The organism is uncultured Marivirga sp. (genome assembly GCF_963974845.1).
Classification (GTDB): domain Bacteria; phylum Bacteroidota; class Bacteroidia; order Cytophagales; family Cyclobacteriaceae; genus Marivirga; species Marivirga harenae.
In genome coordinates, this window is record NZ_CAXBEQ010000005.1 from 372,507 (window position 1) to 385,797 (window position 13,291).

13 protein-coding genes are annotated in these 13,291 nt (G+C 34.3%); all 13 read left to right on the forward strand.

What is annotated here, in order from left to right; all coding sequences use genetic code 11:
• Positions 1 to 77 precede the first annotated feature (77 nt).
• Positions 78 to 2,006: a GAF domain-containing protein gene (locus AAC601_RS13590; RefSeq protein ID WP_340153557.1), complete on the forward strand. Its 1,929-nt coding sequence runs from the start codon at positions 78 to 80 to the stop codon at positions 2,004 to 2,006.
• Between the two features lie 47 nt (positions 2,007 to 2,053).
• Complete coding sequence (locus AAC601_RS13595) at positions 2,054 to 3,655, forward strand: ATP-dependent DNA ligase (RefSeq protein ID WP_340153558.1); 1,602 nt, start codon at positions 2,054 to 2,056, stop codon at positions 3,653 to 3,655.
• Positions 3,648 to 6,077, forward strand: a complete 2,430-nt coding sequence (locus AAC601_RS13600) for a ligase-associated DNA damage response DEXH box helicase (RefSeq protein ID WP_340153559.1) — start codon at positions 3,648 to 3,650, stop codon at positions 6,075 to 6,077. The genes AAC601_RS13595 and AAC601_RS13600 overlap by 8 nt, the downstream gene beginning before the upstream one ends.
• 40 nt (positions 6,078 to 6,117) lie before the next feature.
• Positions 6,118 to 6,549, forward strand: coding sequence for a DUF2147 domain-containing protein (locus AAC601_RS13605; protein WP_340153560.1), 432 nt, complete (start codon positions 6,118 to 6,120; stop codon positions 6,547 to 6,549).
• A gap of 4 nt (positions 6,550 to 6,553) precedes the next feature.
• Positions 6,554 to 7,201, forward strand: a complete 648-nt coding sequence (gene pdeM / locus AAC601_RS13610) for a ligase-associated DNA damage response endonuclease PdeM (protein ID WP_340153561.1) — start codon at positions 6,554 to 6,556, stop codon at positions 7,199 to 7,201.
• Positions 7,202 to 7,333: 132 nt separating this feature from the next.
• On the forward strand, positions 7,334 to 7,879 hold the full coding sequence (locus AAC601_RS13615) for a sigma-70 family RNA polymerase sigma factor (protein ID WP_340153562.1): 546 nt from the start codon (positions 7,334 to 7,336) through the stop codon (positions 7,877 to 7,879).
• Positions 7,880 to 7,884: 5 nt separating this feature from the next.
• Entirely contained in the window at positions 7,885 to 8,784 is a 900-nt protein-coding gene (locus AAC601_RS13620; protein ID WP_303269621.1) for a hypothetical protein, read from the forward strand.
• Between the two features lie 116 nt (positions 8,785 to 8,900).
• A complete protein-coding gene (locus AAC601_RS13625) occupies positions 8,901 to 9,797 on the forward strand; it encodes an ABC transporter permease (RefSeq protein WP_340153563.1) in 897 nt (298 codons plus the stop codon).
• Positions 9,798 to 9,806: 9 nt separating this feature from the next.
• Positions 9,807 to 10,016 carry a DUF3098 domain-containing protein gene (locus AAC601_RS13630; protein ID WP_303269625.1) on the forward strand — a complete coding sequence of 70 codons (210 nt, stop codon included), beginning with the start codon at positions 9,807 to 9,809 and terminating at the stop codon, positions 10,014 to 10,016.
• A gap of 2 nt (positions 10,017 to 10,018) precedes the next feature.
• Entirely contained in the window at positions 10,019 to 10,816 is a 798-nt protein-coding gene (locus AAC601_RS13635) for an undecaprenyl-diphosphate phosphatase (RefSeq protein ID WP_340153564.1), read from the forward strand.
• Positions 10,813 to 11,508: a tRNA pseudouridine(55) synthase TruB gene (truB, locus tag AAC601_RS13640; protein WP_340153565.1), complete on the forward strand. Its 696-nt coding sequence runs from the start codon at positions 10,813 to 10,815 to the stop codon at positions 11,506 to 11,508. Before AAC601_RS13635 ends, truB begins: the two co-directional genes overlap by 4 nt.
• Positions 11,495 to 12,424, forward strand: coding sequence for a bifunctional riboflavin kinase/FAD synthetase (locus AAC601_RS13645; RefSeq protein WP_340153566.1), 930 nt, complete (start codon positions 11,495 to 11,497; stop codon positions 12,422 to 12,424). The genes truB and AAC601_RS13645 overlap by 14 nt, the downstream gene beginning before the upstream one ends.
• Before the next feature lie 169 nt (positions 12,425 to 12,593).
• A complete protein-coding gene (locus tag AAC601_RS13650) occupies positions 12,594 to 13,289 on the forward strand; it encodes a CoA transferase subunit A (RefSeq protein WP_303269633.1) in 696 nt (231 codons plus the stop codon).
• Positions 13,290 to 13,291: the final 2 nt, after the last annotated feature.

The window sequence follows — 13,291 nt, forward strand, 5'->3', positions numbered from 1 at the left end:
ACTAATCTTTTATTGTATTTATAGTAAATCATTTATATTTTGCTAATACTTTTTTCGGTATTACAAATACAACCCTAATGGCAGACAACAATTCTCAAGACAGCAAGCAAAAGAGAAAATTCTCAATTAAAAAATATATTCGGATAGATTTTAAAACTTTACAAGGTAGAATTACTATTGGGTTTTTATTAATGGGTGCCTTTGCGATCATCATGCTAATCAGCAGTAATTACTCATGGAATAAGCAAATTACGAAAGGAAAAGAATTAATAGCACTAAATAAAAACAGTAGTACGCTGGCTTCCGAAGTTCAACAATTAGTAGATTTGACTACAATCCTTTCCTTTAGGTATATCAGTACAGAGGATGATCTCTTTAAAAATGATATTGAAAACCGGTGGTTCAACAATATTTACCCCAAAGTAGATGAATTAGACAGTTTAGTAAGAGAATTTGGGAATCAAGATGTTGTAACCTTCACTGAAGAATTGAATGCTCATTTACCCAAGATCAAAAGCAAGCAAAAAGAAGCTGTAGATGATTTAAGTTTTGAAAAGCTCAATAGTGAAGAACTTATAGATGATATTATACATTTGACTTTTCTTACTACTTCTATTAAGGAGGAATTAGCAAAGTCGGAAAAACAATCTATCCAAAGTATTGAACAGGCTGAACGTAACATCCCACTATTACTTAGCATAGAATTTATTATTGCATTTATCATTAGTACTGCGATCGCACTTTATATAATTCGTTCTGTATTACTAAGAGTTAAATACGTAAAGGTTAATATTAGAGAACTGTCTCAGGGTAACCTGCCTAAAGAGATGGAAGAATCTGAAGATGAATTAAATTCTATTATAAGAGCTATTAATGAATTAACTACAAACCTAAAAGGAATAACAAGATTTGCAGACGAAGTAGGGAAAGGTGATTTCAATACGAATATCACAGTTTTTGAGAATCAAGGTGATTTAGGACAATCTCTTGCAGAAATGAGAAATGAGCTGCAAAATGTCGCTGACGAAGATAAGAGAAGAGTTTGGTTCAATGAAGGAGTAGCCAAATTTGGCGATATTTTAAGAAAAAATAATGAGAATATTGAAAACCTTTCCGCTAGGCTAATTTCAGAGTTAGTTGAATATACTGATTCCATTCAAGGCTCCCTCTTCACTGTAAATAAGGAAGATGAGCAAAACATTAAAATCATTCTGAAAGGAGCTTATGCATATCAAAGACAAAAATTCGTTGAAAAAGAATTAGCTCCTGGTCAAGGTTTAGTGGGACAATGCTACTTGGAAAAAGAGCATATCTATTTATCTGAAATACCCGAAAATTATGTTTCTATTCGTTCTGGATTAGGTGAATCTTCACCAACGCATATCCTAATCAGTCCTATGAAATTAAATGAAGAGGTATTTGGAATTATTGAACTAGCTTCTTTCAGGTCTTATAAAGATCATCATAAAGAATTTATAGAGAAAGTAGGAGAAAGTATTGCTTCCACAATTCAGGGCCTACAAGTATCCATGGAAACTAAAAGATTGTTAGAGGAGTCTCAGTTAAAAGCAGAACAACTACAGGCCCAAGAAGAAGAGATGCGTCAAAATGCTGAGGAGTTAGAAGCTACACAAGAAGAAATGGAAAGGCAAAGTCGTGAAATGGGAGCTTTTAATCAAGCAGTCAGTATTTCAACAATGGTAGCTGAATTTGATAAATCTGGTAAAATCATAGAAATAAACAGTCAATTAGAATTACAAACCGGGTGGGATACGGACGATTTATCAGGTATGGATAGAAAGAAACTCTTTCTGGATGAAGAAGACCAAGATTGGAAAAAAACTTGGAATAGTATTACTGATAATATGTCTATGAGCAAATCTGCTACCTTAATAAATAAGCAAGGTCATGAAATCCCGGTTGTGGCTCATTGCATGCCGGTGTCCGATGAACAAGGTAATGCACAGAAAATTGCTTGCATATTTATAAGAAAAGAAAAATTGTAATAACATTATAAATTTAGTGCTGTTATAGAATTCTTAAAGCTTATGCCTTGAAAGAATTTGCGCAACTCATAACTTCTTTAGACCAAAGTACTAAGACCAGTGAAAAGGTGAATGCTTTGAAAAACTATTTTCTATCTGCTGATGATAAAGACAAAATCTGGACATTAGCATTATTCACTGATAGAAAACCCCAACGAGCAGTAACCACCAGCCTTTTGAAAGACTGGGTTATCGAATGGGTAGGAATCCCTGAATGGCTGTTTCAAGAATCGTATCATGTGGTTGGTGATTTAGCTGAAACCATTGCATTATTAATGGCTTTAAAAGAATCTTTTGAGCATCAAATCGATAAACCTCTGTCACACTACATCGATACTTTAATCGAATTAAAAAACAAGAATAATAACGAGAAGAAAGCTAGGCTACATTTAATTTATGAGGAATTAGACTCACAGGAACGCTTCGTTTTCACCAAAATCATTACGGGGGGATGGAGAGTTGGGGTGTCACAAAATCTAATGACCAAGGCTTTAAGCCAGACTTTCGAAATAGATCAATCAATAGTTGCCCATCGATTGATGGGTAAATGGTCCCCTGAAAATTTCACCTTCCATGACCTTATTCTAGAGGAAAGTAATAATGATCTCGCTTCACGCCCCTACCCATTCTATTTGGCTCACCCTATAACCACAGCTGAAATCCAAATAAATCTAAATCCTTTAGAATGGCAGGCCGAATGGAAGTGGGATGGCATCAGAGGGCAAATAATAAAAAGAAATGATGAAGTCTTTATTTGGAGTCGAGGGGAAGAGCTCGTCACTGATAAATTTCCAGAACTCGAGGCAATGGCAAAACATCTGCCGAATGGGATAGTTCTGGACGGTGAAATAACTGCCTTTGAAAATGGAGAGCCCCTCTCCTTTGCATTGCTTCAAACAAGAATAGGGAGAAAAAATATTACTAAAAATCTTCTAAAGAAAGCTCCAGTTGCATTCATTTGCTATGACCTAATAGAATATGACGGAAAAGATATTCGAAGTAATTCGTTAGAGAACAGAAGTCAACTTTTAAAAAATTTGATTAAGGAAGCAAAGGATCCAGTATTGATTCCTTCACAATCGATCAAATTTTCTGATTGGACCGAGCTAATTGAAATTCGAAAAAAATCTAGAAGGCTAAAAACGGAAGGCTTAATGCTTAAAAAGAAAGACTCTCTTTATGAATCAGGAAGAAAGAGAGGTAATTGGTGGAAGTGGAAAATTGCCCCTCTCACAATTGACGGAATCATGATTTATGCTCAAAAGGGCCACGGTAGAAGAGCTGATCTATATTCTGACTACACCTTTGCTGTCTGGGATGAAGATGAATTGGTACCATTCGCAAAAGCTTATTCTGGATTAACCGATGCAGAAATGAAAAAAGTAGATGCCTTTGTGAAGAAAAATACAAAAGAAAAATTTGGGCCTGTTCGTACTGTTAAACCTGAACTAGTTTTTGAGATTGCATTTGAAGGAATACAAGAATCTAATCGACATAAATCAGGAATAGCGCTTCGGTTTCCTAGAATAAAAAGATGGAGAAAAGATAAACCCATAAATGAAGCCAACAAATTAACAGACCTGCAAGAACTTCTGCAAAAGTATGGATAAGCGTATTAAAGCAGGTGTAAATTGGTTTCAAAAGAAAAAATGGAGACCCTTTCCTTTTCAAATAGAGACTTGGGAGAATTACTTATCAGGTCGTTCAGGTCTATTAAATGCTCCTACAGGCAGTGGAAAGACCTATGCCCTTTGGATTGCTTTTTTAATATCAAAGTTAGATGAAAAGCCACAAAAAGGCTTGAAGTTTTTATGGGTCCTCCCCTTAAGAGCTTTATCAAAAGATATCCAGTCTGCCATGCAAGCAGCAGCTCATGATTTTGGTTTTGACTGGAAAATTGAAATTAGAACGGGTGACACTCCCACAAAGGATCGTCAAAGACAGAAGAAAACTCCCCCGGATTGTCTAATTACTACCCCTGAAAGTCTGCATTTACTACTCAGCCAAAAAAAGGCTACTGAATACTTCAAAAACTTGGAAGCAGTGGTCGTTGACGAGTGGCATGAATTATTAGGAAGCAAAAGGGGAACTCAAGTAGAATTAGCGCTATCGTCCTTCAAGAAACTTAGCAACAATTCTTTAAAAATATGGGGCATTTCTGCTACTATAGGAAATCTTCATGAAGCTCAAGAAGTACTACTAGGCGGGAATGATAAGCAAGGGATCTTCATCAGCGCCAATTTTGACAAAGAAATTAAAATTGAGTCTATTCTTCCAGATGAAGTTGAAAAATATCCTTGGGCTGGGCATTTAGGCATAAAGCTAATTGATAAAGTTTTACCCATTATCAATCAAAATAAGACAACATTAATTTTCACCAACACACGTTCCCAAACTGAAATTTGGTACCAGCAATTATTAAATAAGGCACCCGAACTTGCTGGTGCCATTGCTATGCATCACGGATCTTTAAATAATAATATTAGAACTTGGGTAGAAGAAGCATTACATAGCGGACTGGTAAAAGTAGTTGTTTGTACATCAAGTTTAGATTTAGGTGTTGATTTTAGACCTGTTGATACAATCATTCAAGTAGGCGGTCCAAAAGGAGTAGCTAGATTCGCTCAAAGAGCTGGTAGAAGCGGACATAGGCCTGGTGAAATCAGTAAGATCTACTTCCTTCCAACTCATTCTCTAGAATTAATTGAAGGATCTGCTTTAAGAACAGCTATTCAGCAAAAAGATTTTGAGGCAAGGATTCCTGTTCAAATGGCATTGGATGTGCTACTTCAATTTATGGTTACGCTAGCGGTAGGTGATGGATTCGAACCAGATGAACTTTACAGACAAATCAAAAATACTCATTCCTACAAAAAAATAAATCAAATGGAATGGGATTGGCTGTTAACATTTTTGAAAACGGGAGGAGAAAGCCTATCCGCTTATGATGAGTACCATAAAACTATCACTGAAGATGGTATCATTAAAGTAATTAACAAAAGAATTGCCATGAGACATCGATTGTCAATTGGAACCATTGTAGGCGACCAAGTTTTAAATGTAAAATATATAAAAGGCGGACATTTAGGAACTATTGAAGAATACTTTATTAGCAAGTTGAAACCCGGTGACGTATTTTGGTTTTCTGGTAAAGCCTTGGAATATGTGCGATTAAAAGATATGTCCGTACAGGTAAAGAGGAGCAAAAAGAAAACAGGTCTTATTCCCCAGTGGATGGGCGGAAGGATGCCACTCAGTTCGCAATTATCATTTCATATAAAACAGAAATTAGAAAAACTGAGACTAAATCAACTGGATGAAATCGAATTAAAAACAATCCAACCCATAATAGATCGTCAAAAGAAACTTTCTATCATCCCAAAACAAGATGAATTGCTAATAGAATCAGTAATTTCAAATGAGGGCTTTCATATCTTCATTTTCCCTTTTGAAGGTCGCTTTATTCATGAAGTATTAGCAGGATTGATCGCGTATAGAATCAGTATTTCACAGCCTATTAGCTTTTCAATTGCCATGAATGACTATGGCTTTGAATTATTAACAGATGAAGAATTTGATTTTGAAGAAATGCTTTCATTAGATTTATTTTCATTGAAAAATTTACATGATGATATACTATCAGGAATTAATGAAACGGAAATGGCCAAAAGGAAATTCAGGGATATTGCCTCCATTTCAGGTATGATATTTAAAGGATTCCCTGGTAAAAATATAAAGGAAAAACACATCCAAGCATCTTCATCTATATTATTCGATGTTTTTACAGAATATGAACCTGATAATCTATTACTTCTACAAGCTCATAGAGAAGTCATTGAACAACAATTAGAAGAGGAAAGATTGATTAAATCCATGAAGAAAATAAATAAGCAAAAAATAATTTATAAAAAAACCACTAAACCCACTCCATTTGCATTTCCAATAATGGTCGATAGATTAAGAGAAAAGTTTTCGACCGAAACATTGGAAGAAAGAGTGGCAAAAATGCAGGTACAATTAGAAAGTTTATAATTTTAATTTTACATTTGAAAGCAACTATAGAACAAAAAAAATGAAGAATTTAAGTTTAGTACTATTATTAATCGGAATCAGTTTTGGCGCAATTGCACAATCAGATGTTACTGGTAAATGGAAAACGATAGATGACGAAACTGGAAAGGAAAAGAGTGTAGTAGAAATATACGAAAAGGATGGTAAGGTCTACGGGAAAATCACCAAGTTATTCAGAGGACCAGATGAAGAGCAAGATCCTATATGTGATGTATGCCCTGGAGACAGGAAAAACAAGAAAATTATCGGGATGGAAATCATTCGAGGAATGGAATGGGATGCAGATGATAAAGAGTATGACGAAGGTGAAATTATGGATCCTAAAGATGGGAAAACCTATGATTGTGTATTGTGGAAAGAAGGAAATGAACTAAAGGTGAGAGGATACGTAGCCTTTTTCTATAGAACTCAAACTTGGAAAAAAGTAAACTAATCAATTGGAAATCAACATAGCAGGAGAAAAATTACTGCTTTCTGAAAATAAAATTATCTATTGGTCGAAAGAGTACACTGCTTTTATTGCAGATTTCCATCTTGGAAAAACAACCCATTTTAGAAAATCTGGTATCGCAGTTCCAACTGCTATCATAGAAGCTGAAATTGGGCGTTTAGATAATATCATTTCAAAATTTCGCCCAAAAAGAATATTCTTTTTGGGTGACTTATTTCATAGTGATTTGAATCACGAATGGACTATCTTCAATGATTTTCTAACACTACATTCTAAGATCGAATTTATTTTGATAAAAGGAAATCATGATATCCTAAGCGAAACGAATTACAAACTAAGTGCACTAAAAATCGAAAAAGAGCCCTACCAATTAAATCCATTTTTATTAAGCCACCATCCAATAAACGTTGATTCGTTTCCTCATGCAGAACTAAATTTCTGCGGACATATTCATCCAGGGATTAGCATTAAAGGAAAAGGGAAATCATACTTAAGTCTCCCCTGCTTTCATTTTGAAGATAATAGAATTATTTTACCCGCCTTTGGCAGATTCACTGGACTAGCCAAGATAAAACCAAAGAAAGAAACACAAACATTTATTGTCCTGAATAATTCTGTACAAAAGTGGAGCTAAAAATAAACTTTCGACATCTTCAAAAAAGGTGACTTGTAAGAAATTAAGCGTTTTTACATTCGAATATTTATAAAAAATTACGTATTATTATAATTCAATGGGTTACCAAATCCACTTGAGCAGTATTAACAGATGAAATTAACAGACAGTCAAATAATTCAACGCATCAAATTAGGTGATGAGTCCGCTTTAGATTACCTCTATAAGCAACATTATAAGATGATGTTAAGAATGGTTTTGAGAAATAATGGAACAGAGCAAGAGGCTCTGGATATTTTTCAAGATGCTTTGATTGTTTTTTGGCAAAAAGCAATAGATGCCAATTTCGAATTGACCTCAAAAATCAGTACTTACCTATTTAGTGTTTGTCAAAACCTATGGAGAAAGGAATTAGAAAGAAAAAAGAAATTTGAGGAAAGTGATAAAGAAGAAAGCGAATACAACCAATTGGAAAATCAGGAAATGGTTAAAATTATCCATGAATGTATAAATGAATTGGGGGACTCGTGCAAGCAAATTTTAAGTTATCATTATTTTGATGGTCTTTCAATGGACCAAATAGCAAAAAAAATGGGGCTTGCAAATAGCGATACGGCTAAAACAAAAAGATATAAATGTAAAAAAAGGCTGGATGATTTAATTCGATCAAGATATCAAGCCAGCGACTTTTTAGACTGAAAATTATGAGTGAAACGAACTATTTTCGCTTAATTGATGCATATTTTGAGGGTACTATTACCCCTGCTGATAAAGCTATGCTTGAAGCTCAAGTCAAATCTGACCCTCTGCTTAAGGCTGAATTTGATTTGCAAAAAAATATTGTACAGGGGATTTCCAATTCCAGAAAAATGGAATTGAAATCAAGATTGACGGCAATAGATTTACCCTCACAAATTGGCCTATTGGCTGGAGGTGGTGCCAAATGGCTAGCTGGCACAGTGGCGGGAGTAACAATATTTGGCAGCGTTTTATATTGGTCACTAATTTCTTTTGATGACAGTATCAAGCCAATAGACTTAAAGACTGGTCAAGAAATTGAATTTCATACTGAGTATTTAGCTACTTTACCTAAAGTAAAGAAGGAAAAGAAAGTATTTAAAGCACCGAAGAATCTTGAATTAAAAGTTGGTGATTCTGGATCAAATGTTCTTAAATCAAAAGACTCTAAGGATGTAATTAAAGAGGAAAGTAATGTAACTGCTATTGTTCAGCCTCAAGCGCTGATCTCCTATGAAGACGATCAACTATTTACAAATCAAAATGAAGACGATTTAAATCGAATTGAAAGCAGAGAAGTTGCGCATAATAGAGTAGATAAAACGGAAATTGAATTTTTGAAGGCAGTAGAAAATCAAGATAATTATCATTATCGATATTTTAATTCAAAGCTTTACTTATATGGTGACTTCAAAGATATGCCATATCAAATTATTGAATTAAATGATAAAGGCAAAAAACAATTATTCCTTAGCCACAACGAAGAAGTGTATATCATTAAAGATAAAACCACTGAAATCACGGAATTAAGGGAGCTTCAGGACGAGATGCTGAAAATGGAAATTCAGCTGATCGTGGAAGAATAGTATCCTCACTTGTAAATAAACACAAGGCTTTTCAAAATATTTGGAAAGCCTTTTTTGTTTTTATAGAGAATTAATAAGCTAAGCATAAATAAATTCTTATTTTTGAACTTTCAATTATGAGCAAGGAAAAGAAATATAGAAAAAAGAAGAAATTAGGGCATTACCCCTTTATAAGTGTCATTTTCAGTATGACTTTAGCCTTATTTATTCTCGGATTATTTGCGCTCTTGATTACTACAACTTCCTCCTTGACAAAAATAATCAAGCAAAACGTAGAGATGCAGGTTTATCTAAAATCAAACCTCTCTGAACCTCAGCAATTACGAGTAAGTAAATCATTGGCTTCAAAAGAATACATTTTAAATGAAGATAAAATTGAAGCTATACGGTTCATTTCAAAAAAGGAAGCTGCTGAAAAGTTTATAGAAGAAACTGGAGAGGATTTCATGCAGTTTTTAGGCGATAATCCCTTGAAAGATGCATTTATAGTCAAAATTGCTCCAGAATTTCACTCATCAGATAAAATGAGTGAGGTCCAAAAAAGTATCGAGAATATAAATGGAGTTTTTGAGGTAATTTACACGAACAATATGGTGCAGAGTATAAATGAGAACATCACAAAAATCAGTATTGTCTTATTAAGTATTTCTGTTTTGCTCTTTATAGTAATTGGAATCTTAATAAACAATACGATCAAATTAGCACTATTTTCTCAAAGATTTTTAATTAGGAGCATGCAATTGGTTGGGGCCACAAGAGGTTTTATCAGAAAACCATTTATCTACCGTTCTATATTGCATGGATTAGTATCAGCATTGATTGCAGCTAGCTTGCTTTTTGGATTATTGACCTACGGAAGTCAAAAATTAGAAGGCTTGGCTGAACTACAGAATCAACAGATGTTATTAATCATTTTTGCTGGACTAGTAGTCACAAGCATTAGTATTGCAAGTTTTAGTACCTATAGAGCCATGCAAAAATATATGGCAATGTCTTTAGATGAATTATATTAAACAACTTTTATGTCAGAAAAAAGGAAATTAGCATTCGGTAAGAGCAATTACATCCTCATGATTGCTGGGATTTTAACTCTAATAATCGGTTTTATCATTATGACCTTAGATAATGAACAATACGGCTTTGGTTTCTTAGGATTAACTCTTGGGCCAGTAATTGTTTTTATTGGTTTCATTATAGAATTATTTGCTATTTTAAAGAAGCCTAAGCAGTAAGAATGGGAATACTTGAAGCTATTATTCTTGGAATCATTCAAGGATTATCAGAATTCTTGCCCGTTAGCAGTAGTGGTCACCTGGAAATCGGGGCGGTTTTACTCAATGCGCACACATCTGAAAGCTTATTGTTCTCAGTCTTGGTTCATGCTGCTACTGCCCTGTCTACTATTATTGTTTTCAGGAAAGATATTACCAACATCATCAACGATATTTTCAAATTCAAATGGAATGACTCTTACGATTTTGTTGTAAAAATCATTATATCAATGATACCAATTGCTATAGTAGGAATATTTTTTGAAGATCAAGTGGAAAGCTTGTTTACCGGAAACCTTCTTTTGGTAGGTAGTATGTTGTTAGTAACAGCCATATTGTTAGCTTTTACTCAAACCGTAAAAAACAAAACAGGTGGCCCTATAAAATATTGGCAAGCAATAATTATTGGAATTGCACAGTCAGTGGCTATTCTCCCTGGTATATCACGATCTGGGGCTACAATAGCAACAGCCCTATTAATAGGTGTAAACAAAGAAAAAGCAGCAAGGTTTTCCTTTCTGATGGTACTGGTACCCATTTTAGGAGCCTCATTCTTAAAAGTATTAGATTATATTGAACAACCAGCTGTTGCCAATCAAACAAGTGGGTTTGTACTATTTATGGGATTTCTAATGGCATTTTTAGCAGGTCTATTTGCTTGTAAAGCTATGATCAAAATCGTTAAAGAAGGGAAATTAATTTATTTTGCTGTCTACTGTGCAATTGTTGGAACTATCGCCATTATAAGCCAATTGATATGAGTGAAACTGTAATCAATTATAACGAAGGGAAGGTCCTTTTAATTGACAAACCACTTAATTGGACCTCTTTTGATGTGGTGAAGAAATTGAAATTTACACTAAAGGTTAAAAAAATCGGACACGCAGGCACTTTAGATCCACTAGCTACTGGACTGTTGATTCTGTGCACTGGCAAAATGACCAAATCAATAGAAAAGTACCAAGCACAGGAAAAAGTCTATACCGGGGAATTCACATTAGGTTATATCACCCCCTCCTATGATTTAGAAACTGAACCTGAGTTCATTAGTGAAACAAAGCATCTCAAAAAAGGAGATTTAGAAGCAGCAACTTTAGATTTTGTAGGAGAGATTAATCAAACCCCTCCTATCTTTTCTGCTGTAAAGAAAGATGGAAAAAGAGCTTATTCATTAGCAAGAGAGGGAAAAGAAGTTAAATTAAACTCTAGGATAGTCACTATTGACGAATTTGAAATTACAAGTTTCGAGAATGGTAAGGTAAGATTTAAAGTCCGTTGTTCCAAAGGAACTTATATCCGTAGCTTAGCCCATGATTTTGGACAGAAACTAGGAGTTGGTGCCTATTTATCAGCATTAAGAAGAACAAAAATCGGTGACTTTTCCGTTGATGATGCTGAAAACTTAAATGATTTTGTAAAAAAAAATAAAGTAGATACGAATGATCGTCCATAACGGATATGAAAATTTAGAAGGTATCAAAAACGCTGTTGTGACCATTGGTACTTTTGATGGAATACATCTTGGGCATCAGGAAATCATCAGCCGAATTATAGATTTAGCAAAGTCGGTAAATGGAGAGACAGCATTAGTTACATTCTGGCCTCATCCCAGATATGTACTGGGTAAAAATAAAGATGATCTAAAATTGTTGACCACATTTGATGAGAAAGCCGAAATCTTAGAGCAATTGGGATTAGATCATATTGTTAGAGTAAACTTTACAAAAGAATTTTCTCATTGGACATCTGAACAGTTTATTCAAAGAATCATAATTTCTGCATTACATACAAAGAGATTGGTTATAGGATATGATCATAGATTCGGGAAAGATAGAGAAGGGGGTTTCGATCATTTAAAGCAACATTCAGATCAATACGGCTTCCAAGTTGAAGAAATCTCAAAACAGACGATTGATGATGTAGGAATAAGTTCTACAAAGATCAGAAATGCAATTGAAGTAGGGGAAGTAGAGTTGGCCCATGATTTTCTAGGGAGATTTTACGAAATCAATGGAGAGGTCGTAGGCGGAGACAAAATTGGCAAAACCATCGGATTTCCTACTGCCAATATCCAAATTCCAGAGTCCTACAAATTAGTACCAGCAGATGGTGCTTATGCGGTAATTACTCAAATAAAGGGTAAGGAATATAAAGCTATGCTTAATATTGGGTTTAGACCTACTGTGAATGGAAAATCCAAGAAAATTGAAGCAAATATCTTTGATTTTGATCAAGAAATTTACGGGGAAAATATAAAAGTGAGCTTCATAAAGCGATTAAGGGAAGAAATTAAATTTGATTCAAAAGAGGAGCTTAGTAATCAATTGAAAAAGGATAAGGAAAAAGCGCTACAAATATTGAATGCATAAATTTGAAAAAATTAAAATACTTAACTTGGTGTTAAATTATAGATGTTGGGTTGGAGTCAATTGAATTCATGAAACAAATGAATGTAAAATTCATTTTATTATACTAGTAGAATTCAAAAGCAATAAACCAATCAAAGTATTCTAAAATACGTTAATTAAACATAAAAACATGATTAATAAAGTAGTTAAAAATGCAAATGAAGCTGTAAAAGACATTCCCGATAATGCAATTCTAATGTTGGGTGGTTTTGGATTGTGCGGTATTCCAGAAAATAGTATTCAGGCATTATTGGATACTAAGGTGAAAGGACTGACCTGTATTTCAAACAATGCAGGTGTTGATGACTTTGGAATCGGATTACTACTAAAAACTCATCAGGTGAAGAAAATGATTTCTTCCTATGTTGGTGAAAACGCTGAATTTGAAAGACAACTATTGTCTGGTGAATTAGATGTAGAGTTAATACCACAAGGTACTTTAGCTGAAAGAGTACGAGCTGGTGGAGCAGGAATCCCTGCTTTTTATACTCCCGCTGGCTTTGGAACTGAAGTTGCAGAAGGAAAAGAGACTCGAGAATTTGAAGGTAAAATGTATCTACTAGAAAAAGGTTTAGTAGCTGATTTTTCATTGGTTAAAGCTTGGAAGGGTGATACAGCGGGTAATTTAATTTTTAAGGGAACTGCCAGAAATTTCAATCCTATGATGGCTGCAGCAGGAAAAATCACCATAGCTGAAGTTGAAGAATTGGTTCCAGCAGGCAAACTAGATCCTAATGAAATACACACACCTGGCATTTACGTCCAACGTATTTTTGAAGGCAAGAATTATGAAAAAAGAATTGAACAAAGAACCGTAAGATCTTAAGG